This window comes from Bradyrhizobium sp. AZCC 1693 (assembly GCF_036924745.1).
Taxonomy (GTDB): Bacteria; Pseudomonadota; Alphaproteobacteria; order Rhizobiales; family Xanthobacteraceae; genus Bradyrhizobium.
In genome coordinates, this window is the sequence record NZ_JAZHSD010000001.1 from 884,527 (window position 1) to 903,424 (window position 18,898).

An 18,898-nucleotide genomic window follows, 5' to 3' on the forward strand; every position below is an offset into this window, starting at 1 on the left:
TGGCCGTTCCCGGCACGCAATAAGCAGCGCCATGAGTCTTCCCAATCATTTCGAATTGCTCGCCACCGATGGTGCTGCCCGCACCGGCCGCCTGACCACGCCGCATGGCGTGGTGCAGACGCCTGCCTTCATGCCGGTCGGCACCGCAGGCGCCATGAAAGGCATGCACTGGCGTGAGATACGCGATGCCGGCGCCGATATCGTGCTGGGCAATACCTATCATCTGATGCTGCGGCCTGGCGCCGAGCGGATCGCAGTGCTCGGCGGCCTGCAGACCTTCACCGGCTGGAACGGGCCTATGCTGACGGACTCCGGCGGCTTCCAGGTGATGTCGCTGTCGGACCTGCGCAAGGTGAGCGAGAAGGCCGTGACCTTCCGTTCGCATATCGACGGCGCCAAGGTCGAGCTGTCGCCAGAGCGTTCGATCGAGGTGCAGCGTCTTCTGGGGGCAGATATCGCGATGCAGATGGACGAGTGCGTACGGCTGCCGGCCGGTCGCGACGACATCGAGCGCGCGATGCGGCTGTCGCTGCGCTGGGCCGAGCGCAGCAAGCGGGCGTTCGAGACCGCGCCTGATGGTTACATGCTGTTCGGCATCGTGCAGGGCGGCGACATTCCCGAAATGCGCCACACCAACGCGCGCGGACTGGTCGAGATCGGCTTCCACGGCTACGCGATCGGCGGGCTTGCGGTCGGCGAGCCGCAGGCGGTGATGCTGTCGATGGTCGAGGAAACCGCGCCGGCGCTTCCTGTTGATCGCCCGCGCTATCTGATGGGCGTCGGCACGCCGGAGGATCTGCTGGAAAGCGTGGCGCGCGGTATCGACATGTTCGACTGCGTGATGCCGACCCGGAACGGGCGCCACGGCATGGCGTTCACCCGCTTCGGCCAGATCAACCTGCGCAACGCCCGCCATGCCAACGATCCGCGGCCGCTCGATGAGGAAAGCGAATGGCCCGCGACGCGCGACTATTCCCGCGCCTATCTGCAGCATCTGGTCCGGTCGGGCGAGACGCTCGGCGCGATGCTGCTGTCGGAAATCAACGTGGCGTATTACCAGCACCTGATGCGGGGCATGCGCGAAGCGATTTCACAGGGTGCTTTTGCCAGCTTCCGCGAACGTACGCGCGCCGACTGGACCAAGGGCGATATACCGCCGCGCTAGGCCGGAGCGCGTGTGGACCTCCGGCCAAGCAGGATAATGACGGCTGCCAGAAATTGAATCATGGCAATGAGCGCGAACGGTAACTGATAATTGGCTGTCGTGTCATGCATCGCGCCAATGATGGCAGGTGCGAATGCAAATACCCCCTGGTTGATCGCGATAATCAGCGCCACCGCGGTGGCGACATCCTCGCGTTCGAATTCCTTCTGTACGATCAATGGAGGGAGTGAAGTCAGATTGCCTATGCCGAGACCGAACAGAACGCACCCAAGCGTGAGACCCAGCGATCCCTGACCTAAAGTCAACAACAGGACACCGGCGATCTGCACGGCAAAGTTGGCGGTCGCCGCGAACCGGCGATCATGTTCGCCCATCCACTTGCCGGCCGCGGTCCGGCCAATAACGGCACATACCGTCGCCAGGCTGACAAGAAACCCGGCATGCTCAATTCCAAGCTCCGGCGTAAGGCGAGCGACCAGGTGCGCCAGCAGGCCGATCTGCGCGAAGAGACCGAGCGAGAAAGCTGCCGAAATCGTGATGAAACGCGCAGATCGAACGATCTCGATGCGAGTCCGTCTCGGCTGCGGCTTTGCTCTCGCCTGATGCGATGCGTCGCCGTCTGGCGCCAGCCCCACGTCTTCGGGAGATTTGACCAGGAACCTGACGCAGAGATAAGCAACCGTGGCGACCATGCAGCCGCCGACGAGAAGTGCGGCGGACGGAAATCCGATCGATCGTATCAGATAGACCCACAGCGGCACGAACAGCACGCCGCCGACGCTGGCGCCATTGAACGCAAGCGCTATTGCGATCGGCCGATCACGATCGAACCATCTTGCCACGATCGCATTCAGCGCTGCGCCGCTCGTCATGGCCCAACCAGCCCCGCTCGGGATTGCCGCGGCGAACAACTGCCACGGCTCGCGTGAGTTGGACCACAAGATCAGGCCAGCCGCCGTGAGGACCGCGCCAAGAAACGTCGTTTTGGCGATTCCGACCCTGCGATGTATCTCGGGCAAGCAGGCAATGACGATTGCGCTGAGCAAGAAGTGGACGGTGACGGCAAACGAAATCTGTGAGATCGGCCAGCCCCGCGTTTGATGCAGCGATTGCAGAAACACTGAAGGGCCATAGAACCCGATGCCCCAGGCAAACACGGCGATTGCGAATGCCGACCAGGCAACCGACCATCCAAAGAATCGGCCCGCGACGACCATTGTTTCCATTCTCCCCAAACATAAGATGGGCACGAGGTAGCATCAGGAGTGTGCGATGGCTCGCCGCAATCGGACTCGGTCGTCGGGAAAAACCAGGGTTGGAAATCTGGACGTAGCAGCCTGCGAGCGGGCGCGCGTCAGTCGTGACCGACGATTTGACGGTCAGTTCTTTTCTGGTGTCAGGACAACACGCATCTACTGCCGCCCGGTCTGCCCGGTTCGCCCCGCCAAAGCGGAGAATGTGTCCTTTTATCCATCGGCAGCGGCGGCGGAGCGCGCTGGATTTCGGCCGTGCTTGCGGTGCCGGCCAGAGACAGCGCCATTCTCTCCGGCATGGAATGGCTCACGGACGACCGTCGAGCGCGCGGTGCGATTGATCAGCAAGGGTGCACTCGATAATGCGTCGGTTGAAGCGCTCGCCGATCGCGTTGGCGTCGGGACGCGGCATTTATGCCGATTGTTCGACAGGTATCTCGGCGCCAGCCCCGGTCAGATTGCCAAGACCACGCGTGTGCAGCGGGCGAAGCGACTTTTGGACGATACCAAATTGCCGATGATCGAGATTGCATCGCGAGCTGGGTTCCGCAGCCTGCGCCGATTCAATGCGGTCTTTGCGGAGGTGTACAGGCGCCCCCCAACCGAGATCCGGCGAGCGCAACGGAACGGTTAGAAATTTCAGGACCAAAAACAAACGCGCGCCGAACGGGCGCGCGGTGACATTGCTCCACGATAGTTTGAATCAATTACAGGCGAACCTCTTGACCGAATGTTTAGTCACGAAGCCGTAACCGCAGGTATCGCAGGTCCAGAGATAGCTGATCACGTTGTCGTTGAGGTAGGCGGAAGCTTCCGCAGCAACCATGGTGTCGGCACACACGGGGCACGTCGGCAAATCACAGCCGCGCGGATCGGGCCTATAGGCTACGGCGGACAGGATTTCAGCGATAGCTCGCATCGTGACCTCCGTGCGATCTGAACCTCAGGTCAGCTCACTACGAAAGTATACTCCGAAATCTTTGACGATGTCGCAACACAAATGCGTTGATTTCGCGATATTTAGCGACGTTCTTGTTTTGCAATGCAGCGAACTGTTCGCCCCGGCGATTCCGGCTTGCGCATCGCGCTGGCCGCCTCCTAAGTAGGGAGAGCCGCCAATTCCCCGCAGATGATCGCCACAGGAGTGTTGAGATGGATGCGTCGTCAGCCACGAGTGCAGTGCAACGCCCGGGCCGGGGCCGGGTTTTCGACTCCATCGTCGATGCGATCGGCGACACCCCGATCGTTCGCTTGCGCAAATTGCCGGAGGCGCATGGTGTTAGCGCAACCATCCTGGCCAAGCTCGAGTATTTCAATCCCGCCGCGAGCGTGAAAGACCGCATTGGGGCTGCGATGGTGATCGCGATGGAGAAGGCCGGCGTGATCAATGCCGACACCGTGCTGATTGAGCCGACGTCAGGCAATACCGGCATCGCGCTCGCTTTCGTCGCGGCCTCGCGCGGCTACCGGCTGAAGCTGGTGATGCCGGAATCGATGTCGATCGAGCGGCGCAAGATGCTGGCCTTCCTCGGCGCCGAGATCATCCTGACGCCGGCAGCCCAGGGCATGAGGGGCTCGATCGCGACTGCGGAGGAACTGGTGCGGACCACGCCAAATGCGGTAATGCCGCAACAGTTCAAGAACCTTGCCAACCCCGAAATTCACCGTCGCACCACGGCGGAAGAAATCTGGAACGATACCGGCGGCAACATCGATTTCTTCGTCGCCGGCGTCGGCACCGGCGGCACCATTACCGGAGTCGGGCAGGTGCTCAAGCCGCGCAAGCCATCGCTGCGGATCGTCGCCGTCGAGCCGGAGGAAAGTCCGGTACTGGGCGGCGGGCAACACACGCCGCACAAGATTCAGGGCATTGGCGCCGGCTTCATTCCGGAAATCCTGGATCGTTCCGTCATCGACGAGATCGTCAGGGTCAACGGCCCGACGGCGATCGAGATGTCGCGCGCGCTGGCGCGCATGGAGGGCATTCCCGGCGGCATCTCCTCGGGCGCCGCGATCGCAGCGGCGCTCGAAATCGGCAAAAGACCTGAGAGCGCCGGCAAGACCGTCCTCGCCGTCGTGCCGTCATTCTCCGAGCGTTATTTGTCAACCGCACTGTTTGAAGGAATCTAGCGATGGCGGACCAGCCGCGGCGGCCGAGAACACTGAACGATGCGCGCACCGAAGCCGAGGCTGCGTTCAAGCGCACCACCACCAAGGTGGCGGAAGCGCCGCCGAAGACGCCCTCGCTTCCCGGCGTGAGGGAATTGGTTTCGCTGCGCATTGATCAGGATGTGCTGGAGTATTTTAGGGAAGGCGGCCCAGGCTGGCAGGACCGGATCAACGTGGCCTTGCGAAAGGCCGCGGGCAAATAGATCGCCGCCGCGCGCACGCATCTTGATTTTGCAAAGCGCAGAATGAAAAAGGCCCGGGATGAACCCGGGCCTTTTTGTAGATAGGTCGCTTGCGCGTGTTAGCGCAGCATGCCGCCCACGACGCCGCCGATGAAGCGCCCGGCGCCGGCCGGATCGGGTCCGGGATTACTTTGGTACTGGCGTTGAGGCTGAGGTTGGGGCTGCGCCTGCTGTTGGCCACCACTACTGTTGGCGCGGCGCTTGGCAGGCCGCTCCTCGTCGGAACTCGCGGTCGGCGCGGCAGCGACAATCTCGCTCAGCAGCGCCTTGTGCTGCAGCCTGTTGAGGTAGCCGCTCTTGGGATAGCCGCGGGCGGCTTGCCAGCGCGTGATCACGCCGCGGGTTGCCGGATCGAACTGGCCGGTGACCTTGGTGTCGAAGCCGAGCCCGGTCAGGCGGCGCTGCACGTCGCGACGCTGGCCCTTGTCGAGGCCGATCTGATCCTCGGTGGTCTGGTTAGCTTCCTCCTTGAAGGTCGCGGGATCGATGCCCGTGCTCAAGTTGCGGGTGGCATCGGGTTTGGGACCAGACTCAAGCGAGGCAATGCGCGACAGTGCCAGCGAGCGGAACTGACCATTGGGATAGCTGGTCAGATAGGCGTTGAGTTCTTCCGGCTTGTTGGAATCCTTGATCGAACGCCAGAACTCCAGTTCCACGTCGGACGCCTTCGAAGCTCCCGCTGCCGGCGTGGCAGCCGCCACGGCGCCGGGCGCGGGTGCGCCGTTCAGGTAGACCGAGCCGATCAGGTTGGTGTGACCCCAGGGTAATTGTCCCTTGCTGGTCTCCTCATTGACCTGGGCGCGGACCTTGGTCATCGCCTGCTGGATCTCGACGCCGGGCTGGGTGAGGTTGGCGAGGAGGGCGCGCGTGAACGGGCTGTTAGAGCCTTCCTGACCGTCGAGCGCGGTCTGGCCCGGGCCTGTCGCGAACGCGATCAGCGTGCCTTCGCCGGATTTCATTTCGGCGAGACCGGTCTGCACATTGACGCTGCGGGTCGCTGAGTTCGACTTGATCTTGGCCGCGAACGGGTTGTCGCGGCAGGCATCGAGGAACACCAGCTTGACCTTGGCGTCGCCCATGGTCTGCTCGAGCGTGAGGTCGATATTGATGGCTGCGCCGAGCTTGACGTCCATTTCGGATTTGATGTCGGCGTCGATCGGCAACAGATAGTTGGTGCCGGAGATGGCGATGCCGTGACCGGCGTAGAAGAACAGCGCGACGTCGGCGCCTTGCGCCTTCTTGCCGAAGTCGAGCAGCCGCTCGGTCATCTTGTCGCGCGTGAGATTGGAGCCCTCGACCACCTCGAATCCGACATTGCGCAAGGTCGCGGCCATCGCCTTCGCATCGACCGAGGGATTCGGCAGCGGGGCTACGTTCTTGTAGGCGCCGTTACCAACGACGAAGGCGACACGCTTCTCGGCGCTGGCGGAACCAGCCGTGAAGATCATGCCGATGACAGACAGGATGAGGGTTGGGTTGCGCATCAGGAAATCCCCCTGCAGAATCAATAAAGGCTTTGGTTTTAACGCTGGGCGGAGATTACAGAAAGTCGCCCGCTTCGCGCCACAAAAAAGCAGCGCGACAACCAAATCCGGAGCCATCCGTTACCGTTGCGCCACGCGCAGTCGCGTGATCTAGATCACAGCCCGGCAAATAAAATTCAGCTTGGGGCAGATGCCTTAGTCGAAGGATTCGGTTTCAGGTTCAACAGATTGCCGGTGAGGATCAGCGCGGCGCCGAGCACGGCGAACAGATCCAGCCGTTCCGAATAGATCAGCCAGCCGGCGGCGGCGCTGAGTGGAACCCGCAGAAAATCCATCGGGATCACCACGGTGGCATCGGCATGCAGCATCGCGCGGGCCATGCAGTAGTGCGAGAACGTTCCGCAAAACGCGATCACCACGACCCAGCCCCAGAGATAGCTTGGCGGCCACGTCCAGACGTAGAGCGCGGGAAGGAGACCTGCCGCCGATTGCACCACCAGCATCCAGAACATGATCGCGAGCGTCTGCTCGGTCCGGGTGAGCGACTTGACCATCGCGACCGACACGCCGAAGCCAACGGCCGCCGCCAGCGCGATCAACTGGCCCGGATTGACCTCGCTGGTGGCGGGGCGAACGATCACGACGACGCCGACTAGCCCGAGCACGATCGCCGCGATCTTCCAGATCGTCATGCGTTCACCGAGAAACGTTGCGGCGAGGATCGCCGTCCAGATCGGCATGGTGAATTCGATCGCCACCACCTGGCCAATCGGGATCAGCGTCAGCGCAAAAAACCAGCCGAGCTGCGCGCCGTAGTGAATGAGGTTGCGCGCAATATGCTGCGGCAGCCGCGCCGTCTTCATCATGCCAAATCCGCCGCTGGCGCGGATCAGCGGGTACAGCATCAGGAAGCCGAGGATCGAGCGCATCTCCATGAGCTGGAACACGTTGATCTCGCGCGCCGCCTCGCGTCCGGCGATCGCGATGATCAGCATCAGGCTGAGCCAGCCGGCCATCCACAGCGCAGCCAGGGATTTGGATTGTGTGCGGTCCATTCGGGAAGCTGATGGGTTGGGCAGGCCGGTATCGGCGAGCGCGCCGCGATTTGCAATGCGCATATACGGCGGGGCAGCGATGCGCGGCGTCACAATTTCGCTGTGGGAGAGGCTAGCGGTTCAGTGCTAAGAGCGGCGGTCTCAAGGAGGACTTACGCATGCGTATCTTGCAACCGGCCGAATGGTCGAAACCCCGCGGCTTCTCGCACGGTGTCGAGCTCGACGGCCCCGGAAAATGGGTTGTGCTGGCCGGCCAGACCGGCGGCGACGAAAAGGGTGACTATGCCCCTGACATGGCCGCCCAAGTCGGCACCGCGCTGAAGCGTATCGTCAAGCTGCTAGGGGAAGCCGGTGCCGGCCCGGAGCATATCGTCCGCCTGACCTGGTACCTGACCAGTCGCAGCGAATACGAAGCCGTTGCTCCCGGCATCGGTGCAGCCTGGAAGGAAACGCTCGGGCGCAATTTCCCGCCTTCGACGCTGCTCTACATCGAAGGGCTGGTCGACTACCGGGCGAAAGTCGAAATCGAGGTTACTGCCTTTGTGCCCAAGGCCTAGCCAGACCCAACAAGGCGTAACCAGACATCACAACTGCCAAGCGCCGTCCGCTTCAACGACCGCGCCGGAAAAGACAAAAGGATATCGTGAGCCAATGACCAGTCGATCGACCTCTGCAGACTTCGTGACCGCCTTCGCAACCGGCTGGCCCGAGCGCCAGCCCGACATCATGGTGCTGTCGCTGACCACGCACCGGGGCGTGCAGGATTTTGCGTTCAACAAGGAGCAGGCCTTGTTGATCGCCAAGACGATCAAGGAGACCGCGGCGAAACTCGAGAAGCCGAAGGCGAGTTAGGCGCGATGAAATCGCGCGCCTCTGACGTACCGGATCGCCCGCGTCTGCGCGGGCGATGACAGGGGAGCTACTTCGACAGCGTAATATTGGCAGCGCGGAACTGGCTGTCGGCCCTCATGGCGATGTGCTGTTTGTTGCCGGCGGTCTTCAGCGCGATGCTGGCGCCGAAGCCCGCCGCCTGGGCGACCACCTGGAAGCTGCCATTGGCGCCGCGGCCCTGGATGCTGCCGCCGACATTGCGGCTGGTTTCGCTCCAGGTGCCGCTGACTTCGCCGCCCGCTGCGACCACCGCCGCTTGCAGGTTGAACCGGTAGGCGTCGCTGGCGCAGGTGAGGACCATTTCCATGGTGGGGCCGTTCACCTTGTAGGTCGCTCGGCAGCGGATGCGCTCGCTCGAACCGTCGTCCAGCATCACGGTGCCGGGGCCGGACCAGGTGCCGGCCATGCCGGCGAACGCGCTGGACTGGGCGTAGCTGGTGGAGGCCGCGAACGCCGTCAAAAAAAACGCGACGGCTGCAAATGTCAGCCGCCGCGCTTTGGCGAAAAATTCTGAAGCCCGGCTTGCCCTACTGACGGGACGCTTCCCATCGACCGCTGCACGCGACACCAGCTGAAGCCCCATTCCATTTCCCCGATCCGGAGTTGCCACTGAGTTGACCGTTCGCATATGCACCATTGATCGAGACTCGCACAAGTCCCCCGCTGCCGACACTGCCGGAAACCGGACCGCCCGAAATCTTGCCGTCGGCGACATTCACGGTGGAGGTAGTCTGCGCATCGCAACTGCCCGTTTTTGTGACAACGGTAACCTGCCAAAGGCCGTCATAGGGCGACTGGGCGGAGGCCGGAGCTGCGGCCAGGGTCGCGGCGGAGGCAAGAAACGAAGCAAACAAAATCTCGCTGATGCGATTGGCGCGCATGGATCAATTCCTTGAGATGTGTGTGATGACGCGCCTTATCTGGGCACAATGTGTCCAAACTTGGGTGCGACGCAACACTGAGGAAAGTTCCCGAAATCTCAAACACATCAAGGTGAATCTGGTTCCGGGCGAGAAACCAAAAATGTTGCGATTCCGACACTTTTTTCCGCACTAAACAGCCGAGTCAGAGGTGTTTAGGTAGGGTTCAGTGTTTCGCGTCGAACAGGCTCGGTGCTTGGGTGGCGAACTCCTCCTCCTGCGGCGTGGCAGGGAGGTTGCTGTGGGTCCTGGCGTGAAAGATGACGTCAGCGAGCAGTTTCTGGCCCAGCGGGGCCAGCGCGCGCTCCCAGAGCTCGCGCGCGGTCTCTCCCTTCCTGACGAACACCCACTCCTGCGCGGCGATGGCGCCGGCATCCAGCCGGTCGGCGAGGTGGTAGACGGTGCCGCCGGCGATTGGATCGCCCTCCTTGATGGTCCATTCGACCGCGGCGATGCCGCGATGCCGGGGCAGGAGCGAGGGGTGATAGCCGATGCCGCCGAGTTTGGCGGTAGCCAGTGCTTCCCGGGTGACGCGGGCATGGCTATGGGCGGTCACGATCAGGTCGGTATCTGGCGCGATTTCCGATGCGGCAACGCGTTTCGGATCGGCCTGCACGACGACCCCGATCCCGGCGGCCCGCGCAGTGGCGGCAAGCCGGTCCTCGCCATCGTGGACGACAACGAGGACGATATCGACCCCGTGTTGGCGCAGCGTATTGAATGTCGTCACGCCGAAATGGCGGGAGCCAACCAAGGTGATCCGCATATGTTCTGTCCGTCGTTAATCAGGCCGGTATGCCGATAGCACACCATGGCGGCCGGTTTCGACGCTGCGCCTGCGGCTTTTGGGTTATCAACAGGACCGGCCGGCGCGGCTAGCCCTTGATGCCGCAACTCGGGTAGGGCGCGGCCTCGCCCGGGACGATCGGACAGAAGCGGATCGGCGGCAACTGGCCAGCTCTCGTCATCGCAGATCCCCCAATGCCGTGCGCGCAACCATAAGCCTTGGCACCGGCCAGCGTGCGAGGCGTCACATCGATGCGAAAGACGCGACGTTACGGTCCGGGACAAAAGTTGGCAGCCCAGGGAAATTGCGACCATGACACGCTTTCTGATCTTCGCCGCCATAGCGCCGCCGCTCGGCTTCGTCGTTGCGTTCTGGGTGATGCTGCAGATTGCCAATTGGCTTGCGGGCAGCCCGACCACGTTCGATGTCGCCCAAATCATGATGCTGCCGACGATATATCTGGTCGGGTTGATCCCGGCGCTATTGGCGGCGTGGTTCGACCATGCGCTGGCAAGGCGCAACGTCTCCTGCCGCATCGCGCTCACGGCGCTGTTCGGCTACGCGCTCAGCTACCTGCCGCTGGCAGTAGCGTTCTGGATCGGTTTCGCCCACGGGCCGTATGTCCTGCTGTTCGGCCTGATCGGCGCGGTGCCGTCGGCGGTGTGTTCGTGGCTGGCGGCAGAGCGGCAGGCGCCTGATCTTGTTTCGTCACCATGACAGGATTCGCAGCTCTGGCCGGGAGTAGGTCGGGATTGGTTGCCGGGCCGGCTCGGACTGTTGTTCGGCCACCATCTGCAGCCGCGCCCGCAGGTCGGCGCTGCACTGCTTCATCTGGTTGCGCAACTCGCGCCGGCTGAAGGTGGTGAGGGAGGGATCACCCAGCTGCTGCCAGGCGGCGCGCAGCCACTGCTGCAGCGCGTGGATATCGGAATCGAGGACCTCAGGCTGGTTCATGCCGCCGAAATCTCAAAACGTGATCGCGCCACAATTAGGTCTGATTCTCTCTTCGACGCCTACTCCGTAGCAAGTCAGACGGCATGAAAAACCGACGACTTGAAAAGCAGACGGCCTGGAGCCGAGGGAACGCGCGCCCCACATGATCGTTGGGTGAATGCCTCCTGGAGAGACCTTGATGTCCCGCAGTCCGGCGCTTGTTCTCTTCGTGGCGTTCGCCCTGATCGCTCCCGCCAAAGCATTCGCACAATTGACGCCGCCAGCCGGCTCGGCCGGCGCCGGCAATTCGTCGATATCAGGCGTGCCCTTCGGCCCGGCCAATCCCAGGGCGCTCTCCGATCCCAGCGGCATCGGCAACGCCGCGAATATCCCACCGCTCAGGCCCAACCCTCCACCGCCGGCCGTCTCCTACGGCTCGGTCGATTCCCCGGCGCGCGCACGCCTCGCGACGCCGCCCTATGCAGGCGCCTCGCAACGGATCATCGGCCCGCGTCATCAGCCGCGAAAGCCGCCGGTGCGGCGGCGCGGACGCCCGGAAGTGAGTTCCTTCACGGGGATCTGCCGCGGGTGTTAGCGGTCAAAATTGCGATTCATCCTGAGCGGGGAGCGACCGCACCGGAAGACGGACATTTCGACGTCCCGGCCTTCGAGGAACAATTTTCTCCTGCCGGACTTGTGCAACGTTAAGCTTGACGCGTGCTGATCCTGCGCGTGCCCATGCCGAGTATCGTGTGACGCAAAACTTGCCCCAGCGGCCAGGGATGGCAGGAATGAACATCCAGCAACGGACGGCCAAGATTGTCTCCCCACCAGGCCCATCCGCCGCCCCGGATGTCGCGCGAGCACCCCGCGAAGAATGGCTGCGTGCGCACGAAGACAGGCCGGCCGTCACCTACGAACACGTTGGCGTGGGGATCGTCGAAGTCGATCAGGCCGGCCGGATGCTACGCGTCAACCCGAAGATCTGCGAGCTGACGAGACAGGAAGCGGCCGACCTGCTCGGCCGCTCCATCTTTGACGAAACCGCGCCACAGGACCTCGCGCAGGATCTCAGGCAGTTCCGGCGACAGGTCGCCGGCGAAATCGATCGCTACACCATTGAAAAACGTCTTGCCCGCAAGGACGGCTCATACTTCTGGGCGGAGGTGACGTCCTCGAGCGTTCGTGATGGGTCGGGAAATTTCCTTTACGCGGTGCGCGTTCAGCATGACATCAGCGCCCGCAAGGAAGCCGAGCAGGCGCTGGCGCGCCGCAGCGAAGAGCAGGCGGCACTGTTCCGGTTCTCCGAAAGGCTGCAATACATCACGTCAGTTCCGGACGTTTACGACGCCGGCCTGGACGCCATCCTCGCCGCACTCGCCTGCGAGCGCGCCTCCATTCTTCTGTTTGACGACAGCGACGTGATGCGTTTCGTCGGATGGCGGGGCCTGTCAGACGGCTACCGGCGCGCCGTCGAAGGCCATTCGCCATGGGGGAGGGACGAAGCAAATCCGCGTCCGGTCACCTTCGAGGATATCGGCGTTTCAGCTCTTTCGGTTGCGCTCAAGGAGACGATTGCGCGCGAACATCTCGCGGCGGTCGCTTTCATCCCGATCATGATCGGCGGCCGGCTCGCCGGAAAATTCATGGCCTATTACGAAAAGCCGCATCGCTTTACCGAATCGGAGATCGACGTCGCGCTGACGCTCGCGCGGCAACTCGGCTTCGGCATCGCGAGGTTGAGGGCGGAACAGGCGCGTAGCGTCGCCGAAGAGCGTGCGCAGCAGCTCGTGTCGATCGTGGAATCCTCCGATGATGCGATTATCAGCAAGGATCTGGACGGGATCATCCAGACCTGGAATTCGGGCGCCGAGCGGCTGTTCGGCTATGCCGTCAATGAGGCCATCGGCAAGCCCGTGACGATGCTTTTTCCACCAGGGCGCGAAGATGAGGAGCCCGGGATCCTCGCGCGCCTACGGCGCGGCGAGCGCATCCACCCTTACGAAACCGTTCGCCGGCGGAAGGACGGCAGCCTTTTGGACGTCTCGCTGACCGTCTCGCCGGTCCACGACGGCGCCGGACACATCGTCGGCGCATCGAAGATCGCCCGCAACATCACCGATCGCAAGGAAGCCGAACGCAAGCTCCGGGAGAGTGAGCAGCGTCTCACCGAATTGCTCTCGGCGATTCCGGCCGCGATTTACACGACCGACGAGCAAGGGAAAATTACCTACTTCAACCAGGCCGCGGTCGAATTCTCGGGCCGGACGCCCGCGCTCGGCAGTGACGAATGGTGTGTCACGTGGAAGCTGTTCATGCCGGATGGCACGCCGCTTCCGCACGATGAGTGTCCGATGGCGATTGCGCTGAAGGAAGGGCGCGCCGTGCGTGGCGCCGAAGCGGTCGCCGAGCGGCCGGACGGGACGCGGGTGTCCTTCATTCCGTTCCCGACGCCGCTGCGGGATTCTTCCGGCAGGATCAACGGCGCCATCAACATGCTGGTGGATATCAGCGAGCGACGGCAGGCGGAAACCCGGCAACGGCTTCTGCTCGATGAACTCAATCATCGCACCAAGAACAACATGCAGATGCTGCAGTCGCTGCTGTTCTCGGCGGCAAGAACGGCCCACAGCGAGGAGGCGCGGAAAGTCCTGAACGAAGCCAGTGCGCGGATCGCGGCCATGGCGGCGGCGCAGCGCGTGCTGTATGGCCGCAGCGACGCCAGCCGTTTCGCGGCGGAAGAATTCCTGCCGTCGGTCTGTCAGACCATCCGGCAATTGCTGTCGCCGGATGCGCGAATTGAATGCGGCGCTGCGCAGGGCGTGCTTTCCAACGACGTGGCGATGCCGCTCGCGCTGATATTGAACGAGCTTCTGACAAACGCCGTGAAGCACGGCGTCACGGATCATGCGAGGCAGGGCGTCCGGGTCAGCTTGACCGCTCAGGACGGACGGTTGGCGCTCTGCGTCGAGGATGACGGGGAGGGGTTCGACCTGGAGGAGGTGCGCAAGACGTCGTCCGGCCTCCAGCTGGTGCTCGGCCTCGCGCGCCAGCTGCACGGAACGCTTTCCGTCACGAAAAATCCCTCGCGGGCGTGCCTCGATTTCCCCGCTGCGAAGATCTAGAGCGGTGATCGATGACGCCTGAGCAGCGCGCAAGGAATTTTGCGTCGCCGTCCGAGCCGGACCGGAACCCGCCGCCGCCTGCCGAAGAGGTCCGACGGATGGAAGGCAAGCAGGGTCCACCGCGCGTTCTCGTCGTCGAGGATGATTTTCTGATTGCCATGCAAACTGAAGTCGCGCTGACGGCAGCCGGCTTTGAGGTCGTCGGCCCGGCCACGACCGCCGAGGAGGCCGTCGCGCTGGCCGGCGAGGCGCAACCGGCGCTCGCCGTGATGGACATTCGTCTCGCCAGCACCCGCGATGGCATCGATGCCGCACGGCAACTCTATCAGGACCTCGCCATTCGCTGCATCTTTGCGACCGCACATGACGATGCGCACACGCGCGGGCGCGCCGAGCCTTATGCCCCGCTCGGATGGCTGCCGAAGCCATACACCATGGCTTCGCTCGTCGCGGTGGTTGCCGAAGCTGTCGCGGTGCTGCGCCGGCCGTAAACGCTCCGGCAAGCCACATGGGGTCCATGCCACCCAAGGATCAGACACAAGGATCGGACATCCGCTTGCAGGTGCTTCCGCTACTACCCGCTCCCGATCCGCTTCAGGCGACCGGAAGGCTCAGTCCCGATCGTAGTACCGGCCCTGCTGCGGGCGTCGGTAATACCCGTCGCCGTAATATTGTTGACGCCCCTGCTGATACTGCGGCGGCACCATTCCGTTCGGGTAACATTGGCCATCCCTGACATCGAGGTCGGCGCCATGGCCGCAAGGCACGGGGTAGCGGCCGCCGCGATAGTAACGCGGATATTGCCTTGCGGCCTGCTCCTGCGGCGGCAGATACCCGTTCGGATAGCAGAGGCCATCGCGCGCGCTCAGATCCCAGCCATGGCCGCATGGCGGCGGACGGGCGGGGACATGGTATTGCACGGCTTGAGGCAAGACAGGCGCAACCACGTCAGGTGCAACAGCGCTTCCGGGCGTCATGCTCAACTGAGCGGCCAGTGCTGCGGCGGCAATGCTGACGATCATGGTCCTTCTCCGATCAAACCAGAAGCTGCGTTTCCACGACGCGCTGGCCGGATCGCCCGATCACGATCGAGGGGCTGTTGTTGCGTCGATACAAATATATCAAAACACGCCCTGAATATCCGATGAACGCATTCCAGGCATCGGAGTCAAACTCCCTGCAACGGCGGCCACGGGACAACTGCTCGGCGAACAGACGTTCAGCGTCGCCGCGGCTATCGCATTTCGAAGTAGCCGTTTCGTCGATAGTGATAGCCCGGGCGGCCTTCCTGATACTGCCGTGGCACCGTGCCTGTCGGGTAGCAGAGCCCATCGCGAATATCGCGGTCTGCGCCGTGCCCGCATGGTACCGGCCGCCGTCCGCCGCCGTACTCCAGGGGATAATACCGGCCCGATTGAAACCGCGGCGGCACCATCCCGTTCGGGTAGCACTTGCCGTCCCGCTCATCGAGATCGTAGCCGTGGCCGCACGGCGGCGGATGGCCGTGACGGCGGTAGCGGATTTCCTGCGCCAAGATTTCCTGCGCCAAGATTCCCTGGACCAAGGGGATGGTTTCGTTCAGCGGCTGGGCAGGTACTCCCAATTGTAGCGCGAGGGCTACGCCGGCAATGCTGGCGAACATCTTATCCCTCCGGTGAACATCCGATTTCCCTGCGGCCGATCTTCGCTTTCGGAAATGGCTACGGGAAAGTACGTTTCCATATCGATGCTGTGCGCGCGCTCGGGAAGACCGGCTTGCGAAAATAGGACGTCCTTCAAGCGCGACATTCTTGCGGCAGCCGGTATGCCGACACAATCCCAGACCATCGCGCAATGGCGGCTGGTCGGGCAACTCACCGTCCATTCAGCGTTACTGAGATTGGCAGCCCCGAGGCGTGAAAACAAAAGACCGCCCGGAGGCGGCCTGTCATTGTGATGCCTGTTGAGGGTTAGGCCGGTAGAGGTCAGGCCTGTTGAGGCGCGACGGCCGTATGGTTGCGGCGGCGATAGGCCAGAAAGCCGACGCCGACGAATCCCAGGATCATCATGGCCCAGGTGGAAGGCTCAGGAACGGCGGAAATCTGCGCAGTCACGAACTGCGTGTTGTCCCCGAAATTGGAATCCCAATAGTACAGCTTGAGCTCGCCAGTCGCGTTCGCCGGGCCTGAGAACGAAGTGCCGATTTCAAAGAAGGCGCCAGCGCCGATTTTGCCGACCAACGTGCCATAGGGGAGGCTGAGGCCAGCCTGATTCCATAATCCGAAATCTATACCAATGAGAGTGCCGGGAGCCTGGCCACTCTCGTCGCCGAGCACCGCATATCGCAACCCCGTCAGCCCATCCGCGTTCGACCATCGCGGCAAGGCGCCAGCGTTCCAAAGATCGTTAGGGTCGACCGAGACTGTGAAGTTCTGGCCCACGTTCAAGAAGACGCCGGTTGAGCCGCCGGTGCCGCCCGAACTGCTGTTCGTATAAGCGTCGACGACGACGGCCTGGGCGGAGGTGGCGGAAATGCCGGCAAGTCCCGCAACGAGTGCGCACGCAAACAAGGCTCGCTTGAAGTTGAGATTAATCATGCCAACACCTAATTTAATAATCTAAATCAAAGCCTCGCGGACGGAATCGCGCGAGTCCGGTTGCAGTCATTACATTTAATTAATAGTGCGTCAACAATGCCGGTCTGGCTGCCCACAACGACGAGCCCGCTGATGGCGGGCGACCGCGTCAGGGCAGGGTGCGGTTCAAGCTCGGGTCATGGGCACGCGAATAGGCGCTGATCTCGGGCCAGCGTTTCTTCATGCCGACGGCAATCTGTTGGGCCAAGCGGTCTTCACACTGAAATGGCTGCAACGACGCGCGACGTTGCGCCCGCAACCGTGCGCGGTGACGCCGGAGGTATCTTTTGGATCGCGTATGCATGAGGCATCGCTCCAAGATTTGGAAGCCACCGCCAAAAAGGACCCTGCGGAGCGGCGGTCGTCTCCCGATCGGGCTTACGATGATCGTGTCTGGCGGATTATTTTCTTACCCGCAGCGTCCTGGCTCATTTAATTAAGCTAATAGAGCTATTTAACTGGATCGATAGTTTCAGGCAAGAAGGCCGCGGTCAATCGGCATAATTACGGTTAAATTGTTGGGGCGGGGGCGTTCAAGGGAGCTTTGCATTTTTCCCGATTTAAGTCCGGGAGCAGGGAGAGGGATCATGGCCAAGCGCTGGAGTGCCGAGGATATCAGGAACCTCAAGACTCTCGCTCAGAGGTATTCCGTTCAAGCGATTGCCGAAAAGATGGATCGAACCGTGGGTGGGGTGGCCTTCAAGGCTCACCAACTGGGGCTACCACTAAAAGCGCCTCGCGGGCCATCGATCCGGAGTCCACGGATTTCAATTGGAGAGACACCTGCGTCTGACGAATGCCGCTGAGGCAACGCCTGCGGCCCTCAAGGTGAAGTTTGGTTCTGAGGCCGCTGCGAGCCTAGCCGGTGCGGTAGGCATCCAGCGCATGGGCGGCGAAGATGCCCACGCTGACCAAGGCGAGGATGGCTGCTGAGAGTTCGATCATAGCTCGGCCTCCCGCTTATCCATTGCGGCGAGGAACCTGCCGCGTGACTGGTTCCATATGAGATCGAAGAAGAACTGCATGTCGGCCGTCCCTGTTTTGTTAACAACCAGGTACGCAGCCCTTTGTTTCAGGATGTTTTCGTCAGGCTCAGAAAATGGTTTCGTCCGGGCGTTGGCGGCAACTGAATGATGACAATTTCGCGGCCGGCGCGCATGCTTTTTGTGACACCAGCGGAGTGATTCGATCATGCTGGAAGCAATTGTGCTGTTGCTGGGCGTGAGCACGTGCGCCCTGATCCTCATTGCCTTCTGGGGCCTCGACCTGCGCGGGATGCGACGCCGCAGAGGATAGGGGGCTGGTTCAACGCGGATCGTTGCCGCGAGTAGCGCTGGCGCGAGGTTGTCACGCGCGCCTGAGGTGCGCCCCCTCACAGTAAACCAACACTTAACTATAAATCGGTACCATCTGTTGCGTCCGGGTGGTGACCGTCCGGCCAAGCGGGAGCGAATATCATGCCCGTCGAGATGCTGACGTATGCCGACCTGGGCGACAGGCTCAAAATTTCACCGGAGGCTGCCCGGGCTCTGGTAAAACGACATCGATGGCCGCGTTCCCGCGCCAACGACGGCAAGACGCTTGTGCAGGTCGACCTCACTGAGATCAGCCATTCGCCAATCGCCCGTCAGCCGCAAGCGCAGGCCGGTCACCAGGTGGTCACCGCCCTGAAGCAAAGAATCGAGACCCTGCAGGCCGAACTGATCGAGACGAAGGCTGTTGCCCACGGCCATCGGGCCGACTTTGAGAGAGAATGCGAACGCACGAACAAGCTCCTGGCCGAATTGCTCAGGGCCACCTCGGAAAGCATGGGCGCGCGGGAAAAGGCGGCTCTGCTGGAAGGGAAGCTATCGATGCTAACGCAACCCTGGCGACGCCGGCTGGTGGATGCTTTCACCCTTGCCTTGCCACAAGTCGCCGGCAACACGCCCGAGAGTGCCGGAGGCTCAGCCCGATCGCATAATTGAACTGACGTGCCTGCCAAAAGCCAACACCAGGCCGACTCCGCATAGAAGCCAGAGCACAATTTCCCGGTTGATTGGCACTTTCCGCATGATCCCCTCTGGGAGCCGGGCTGGGATATTGCTGGAACGGGCGCCATGAAGCGTAACCCGCAGCGGCGCCTGCACGCGCGACGGCTCAGACGGTAATGATCTCTTAACGCCTAAGGCCAAGTAGCCGTCGCTAAATCGTCATAGCGACGGCTTTTTGCCACCAAGCTGCCACCAGTTTGGCCGACGAATCGCGCGTGTTTGAATC

At 62.4% G+C, this 18,898-nt stretch carries 22 protein-coding genes and 1 pseudogene; 11 read left to right on the plus strand and 12 right to left on the minus strand.

Going from position 1 to position 18,898, the window contains the following annotated elements; genetic code table 11:
• Window positions 1-31 precede the first annotated feature (31 nt).
• Window positions 32-1,165, plus strand: a complete 1,134-nt coding sequence (tgt, locus tag V1293_RS04405) for a tRNA guanosine(34) transglycosylase Tgt (RefSeq protein ID WP_334507021.1) — start codon at window positions 32-34, stop codon at window positions 1,163-1,165.
• Here the strand turns inward: tgt and V1293_RS04410 are convergent.
• The gene (locus tag V1293_RS04410; protein WP_334507023.1) at window positions 1,162-2,391 is read right to left on the minus strand and encodes an MFS transporter; all 1,230 of its coding nucleotides are present in this window, start codon (window positions 2,389-2,391) and stop codon (window positions 1,162-1,164) included. The genes tgt and V1293_RS04410 overlap by 4 nt on opposite strands.
• Window positions 2,392-2,437: 46 nt before the next feature.
• Between V1293_RS04410 and V1293_RS04415 the strand changes: the two genes are divergently transcribed.
• Window positions 2,438-3,052 carry a bifunctional transcriptional activator/DNA repair enzyme AdaA gene (locus V1293_RS04415; RefSeq protein WP_334507025.1) on the plus strand — a complete coding sequence of 205 codons (615 nt, stop codon included), beginning with the start codon at window positions 2,438-2,440 and terminating at the stop codon, window positions 3,050-3,052.
• 69 nt (window positions 3,053-3,121) lie between these two features.
• Here the strand turns inward: V1293_RS04415 and V1293_RS04420 are convergent, their stop codons facing one another.
• Window positions 3,122-3,337: a hypothetical protein gene (locus tag V1293_RS04420; protein WP_334507027.1), complete on the minus strand. Its 216-nt coding sequence runs from the start codon at window positions 3,335-3,337 to the stop codon at window positions 3,122-3,124.
• A gap of 233 nt (window positions 3,338-3,570) precedes the next feature.
• Here V1293_RS04420 and cysK point away from each other — a divergent pair, with 233 nt between their 5' ends.
• Together cysK and V1293_RS04430 are read left to right on the plus strand one after the other, a co-directional pair.
• Entirely contained in the window at window positions 3,571-4,548 is a 978-nt protein-coding gene (cysK, locus tag V1293_RS04425; protein ID WP_334507029.1) for a cysteine synthase A, read from the plus strand.
• A 2-nt stretch (window positions 4,549-4,550) separates the two neighbouring features.
• Complete coding sequence (locus tag V1293_RS04430; RefSeq protein WP_334507030.1) at window positions 4,551-4,790, plus strand: BrnA antitoxin family protein; 240 nt, start codon at window positions 4,551-4,553, stop codon at window positions 4,788-4,790.
• A gap of 98 nt (window positions 4,791-4,888) precedes the next feature.
• On the opposite strand, the gene V1293_RS04435 is transcribed toward V1293_RS04430, so the two are convergent.
• Both V1293_RS04435 and V1293_RS04440 read right to left on the minus strand, forming a co-directional pair.
• Window positions 4,889-6,313 carry a caspase family protein gene (locus tag V1293_RS04435; RefSeq protein WP_334507031.1) on the minus strand — a complete coding sequence of 475 codons (1,425 nt, stop codon included), beginning with the start codon at window positions 6,311-6,313 and terminating at the stop codon, window positions 4,889-4,891.
• Between the two features lie 176 nt (window positions 6,314-6,489).
• The gene (locus V1293_RS04440; RefSeq protein WP_334507033.1) at window positions 6,490-7,368 is read right to left on the minus strand and encodes a DMT family transporter; all 879 of its coding nucleotides are present in this window, start codon (window positions 7,366-7,368) and stop codon (window positions 6,490-6,492) included.
• 158 nt (window positions 7,369-7,526) lie between these two features.
• Between V1293_RS04440 and V1293_RS04445 the strand changes: the two genes are divergently transcribed.
• Window positions 7,527-7,925, plus strand: a complete 399-nt coding sequence (locus V1293_RS04445) for a RidA family protein (protein ID WP_334507035.1) — start codon at window positions 7,527-7,529, stop codon at window positions 7,923-7,925.
• Window positions 7,926-8,019: 94 nt separating this feature from the next.
• Window positions 8,020-8,220 (plus strand): hypothetical protein, encoded by a 201-nt coding sequence (locus V1293_RS04450; protein WP_334507037.1) that lies wholly within the window; start codon window positions 8,020-8,022, stop codon window positions 8,218-8,220.
• A 67-nt stretch (window positions 8,221-8,287) separates the two neighbouring features.
• Here V1293_RS04450 and V1293_RS04455 read toward each other — a convergent pair whose 3' ends face one another.
• From V1293_RS04455 to V1293_RS04465, 3 genes are all read right to left on the minus strand, one after another.
• On the minus strand, window positions 8,288-8,842 hold the full coding sequence (locus V1293_RS04455) for a hypothetical protein (RefSeq protein WP_442894209.1): 555 nt from the start codon (window positions 8,840-8,842) through the stop codon (window positions 8,288-8,290).
• Window positions 8,787-9,140 (minus strand): hypothetical protein, encoded by a 354-nt coding sequence (locus V1293_RS04460; protein WP_334507039.1) that lies wholly within the window; start codon window positions 9,138-9,140, stop codon window positions 8,787-8,789. The genes V1293_RS04455 and V1293_RS04460 overlap by 56 nt, the downstream gene beginning before the upstream one ends.
• A 205-nt stretch (window positions 9,141-9,345) precedes the next feature.
• A complete protein-coding gene (locus V1293_RS04465; protein ID WP_334507041.1) occupies window positions 9,346-9,945 on the minus strand; it encodes a formyltransferase family protein in 600 nt (199 codons plus the stop codon).
• A gap of 333 nt (window positions 9,946-10,278) precedes the next feature.
• Here V1293_RS04465 and V1293_RS04470 point away from each other — a divergent pair, with 333 nt between their 5' ends.
• Window positions 10,279-10,683 carry a DUF5413 family protein gene (locus V1293_RS04470; protein ID WP_334507043.1) on the plus strand — a complete coding sequence of 135 codons (405 nt, stop codon included), beginning with the start codon at window positions 10,279-10,281 and terminating at the stop codon, window positions 10,681-10,683.
• Here the strand turns inward: V1293_RS04470 and V1293_RS04475 are convergent.
• Complete coding sequence (locus tag V1293_RS04475) at window positions 10,675-10,920, minus strand: hypothetical protein (protein ID WP_334507045.1); 246 nt, start codon at window positions 10,918-10,920, stop codon at window positions 10,675-10,677. The two genes, V1293_RS04470 and V1293_RS04475, sit on opposite strands and share 9 nt — an antisense overlap.
• Window positions 10,921-11,098: 178 nt before the next feature.
• On the opposite strand from V1293_RS04475, the gene V1293_RS04480 reads away from it, so the two are divergent.
• From V1293_RS04480 to V1293_RS04490, 3 genes are all read left to right on the plus strand, one after another.
• The gene (locus V1293_RS04480) at window positions 11,099-11,494 is read left to right on the plus strand and encodes a hypothetical protein (RefSeq protein ID WP_334507047.1); all 396 of its coding nucleotides are present in this window, start codon (window positions 11,099-11,101) and stop codon (window positions 11,492-11,494) included.
• 196 nt (window positions 11,495-11,690) lie between these two features.
• Window positions 11,691-14,024 carry a PAS domain S-box protein gene (locus V1293_RS04485; RefSeq protein ID WP_334507049.1) on the plus strand — a complete coding sequence of 778 codons (2,334 nt, stop codon included), beginning with the start codon at window positions 11,691-11,693 and terminating at the stop codon, window positions 14,022-14,024.
• Window positions 14,025-14,122: 98 nt separating this feature from the next.
• A complete protein-coding gene (locus V1293_RS04490; protein WP_334507051.1) occupies window positions 14,123-14,515 on the plus strand; it encodes a response regulator in 393 nt (130 codons plus the stop codon).
• A 120-nt stretch (window positions 14,516-14,635) separates the two neighbouring features.
• Here the strand turns inward: V1293_RS04490 and V1293_RS04495 are convergent, their stop codons facing one another.
• The 4 genes and pseudogenes from V1293_RS04495 to V1293_RS04510 all read right to left on the minus strand — a co-directional run bounded on the left by V1293_RS04495 (window position 14,636) and on the right by V1293_RS04510 (window position 17,868).
• On the minus strand, window positions 14,636-15,046 hold the full coding sequence (locus V1293_RS04495; RefSeq protein WP_334507053.1) for a hypothetical protein: 411 nt from the start codon (window positions 15,044-15,046) through the stop codon (window positions 14,636-14,638).
• 212 nt (window positions 15,047-15,258) lie between these two features.
• The gene (locus V1293_RS04500; RefSeq protein WP_334507055.1) at window positions 15,259-15,666 is read right to left on the minus strand and encodes a hypothetical protein; all 408 of its coding nucleotides are present in this window, start codon (window positions 15,664-15,666) and stop codon (window positions 15,259-15,261) included.
• 322 nt (window positions 15,667-15,988) lie between these two features.
• Window positions 15,989-16,102: pseudogene (locus tag V1293_RS36095) on the minus strand (PEPxxWA-CTERM sorting domain-containing protein); the annotation flags it as partial.
• Window positions 16,103-17,580: 1,478 nt separating this feature from the next.
• Entirely contained in the window at window positions 17,581-17,868 is a 288-nt protein-coding gene (locus V1293_RS04510) for a hypothetical protein (protein ID WP_334507059.1), read from the minus strand.
• A 228-nt stretch (window positions 17,869-18,096) separates the two neighbouring features.
• Between V1293_RS04510 and V1293_RS04515 the strand changes: the two genes are divergently transcribed.
• Window positions 18,097-18,606, plus strand: a complete 510-nt coding sequence (locus V1293_RS04515; protein ID WP_334507061.1) for a hypothetical protein — start codon at window positions 18,097-18,099, stop codon at window positions 18,604-18,606.
• Window positions 18,607-18,898: the final 292 nt, after the last annotated feature.

Excerpts from the sequence above, each read along its gene's own strand:
- tgt (WP_334507021.1), top strand. The coding sequence starts at position 32 with ATGAGTCTTCCCAATCATTTCGAATTGCTCGCCACCGATGGTGCTGCC.
- V1293_RS04410 (WP_334507023.1), bottom strand. The coding sequence starts at position 2,391 with ATGGAAACAATGGTCGTCGCGGGCCGATTCTTTGGATGGTCGGTTGCC.
- V1293_RS04415 (WP_334507025.1), top strand. The coding sequence starts at position 2,438 with ATGGCTCGCCGCAATCGGACTCGGTCGTCGGGAAAAACCAGGGTTGGA.
- V1293_RS04420 (WP_334507027.1), bottom strand. The coding sequence starts at position 3,337 with ATGCGAGCTATCGCTGAAATCCTGTCCGCCGTAGCCTATAGGCCCGAT.
- cysK (WP_334507029.1), top strand. The coding sequence starts at position 3,571 with ATGGATGCGTCGTCAGCCACGAGTGCAGTGCAACGCCCGGGCCGGGGC.
- V1293_RS04430 (WP_334507030.1), top strand. The coding sequence starts at position 4,551 with ATGGCGGACCAGCCGCGGCGGCCGAGAACACTGAACGATGCGCGCACC.
- V1293_RS04435 (WP_334507031.1), bottom strand. The coding sequence starts at position 6,313 with ATGCGCAACCCAACCCTCATCCTGTCTGTCATCGGCATGATCTTCACG.
- V1293_RS04440 (WP_334507033.1), bottom strand. The coding sequence starts at position 7,368 with ATGGACCGCACACAATCCAAATCCCTGGCTGCGCTGTGGATGGCCGGC.
- V1293_RS04445 (WP_334507035.1), top strand. The coding sequence starts at position 7,527 with ATGCGTATCTTGCAACCGGCCGAATGGTCGAAACCCCGCGGCTTCTCG.
- V1293_RS04450 (WP_334507037.1), top strand. The coding sequence starts at position 8,020 with ATGACCAGTCGATCGACCTCTGCAGACTTCGTGACCGCCTTCGCAACC.
- V1293_RS04455 (WP_442894209.1), bottom strand. The coding sequence starts at position 8,842 with ATGGGGCTTCAGCTGGTGTCGCGTGCAGCGGTCGATGGGAAGCGTCCC.
- V1293_RS04460 (WP_334507039.1), bottom strand. The coding sequence starts at position 9,140 with ATGCGCGCCAATCGCATCAGCGAGATTTTGTTTGCTTCGTTTCTTGCC.
- V1293_RS04465 (WP_334507041.1), bottom strand. The coding sequence starts at position 9,945 with ATGCGGATCACCTTGGTTGGCTCCCGCCATTTCGGCGTGACGACATTC.
- V1293_RS04470 (WP_334507043.1), top strand. The coding sequence starts at position 10,279 with ATGACACGCTTTCTGATCTTCGCCGCCATAGCGCCGCCGCTCGGCTTC.
- V1293_RS04475 (WP_334507045.1), bottom strand. The coding sequence starts at position 10,920 with ATGAACCAGCCTGAGGTCCTCGATTCCGATATCCACGCGCTGCAGCAG.
- V1293_RS04480 (WP_334507047.1), top strand. The coding sequence starts at position 11,099 with ATGTCCCGCAGTCCGGCGCTTGTTCTCTTCGTGGCGTTCGCCCTGATC.
- V1293_RS04485 (WP_334507049.1), top strand. The coding sequence starts at position 11,691 with ATGAACATCCAGCAACGGACGGCCAAGATTGTCTCCCCACCAGGCCCA.
- V1293_RS04490 (WP_334507051.1), top strand. The coding sequence starts at position 14,123 with ATGGAAGGCAAGCAGGGTCCACCGCGCGTTCTCGTCGTCGAGGATGAT.
- V1293_RS04495 (WP_334507053.1), bottom strand. The coding sequence starts at position 15,046 with ATGATCGTCAGCATTGCCGCCGCAGCACTGGCCGCTCAGTTGAGCATG.
- V1293_RS04500 (WP_334507055.1), bottom strand. The coding sequence starts at position 15,666 with ATGTTCGCCAGCATTGCCGGCGTAGCCCTCGCGCTACAATTGGGAGTA.
- V1293_RS04515 (WP_334507061.1), top strand. The coding sequence starts at position 18,097 with ATGCCCGTCGAGATGCTGACGTATGCCGACCTGGGCGACAGGCTCAAA.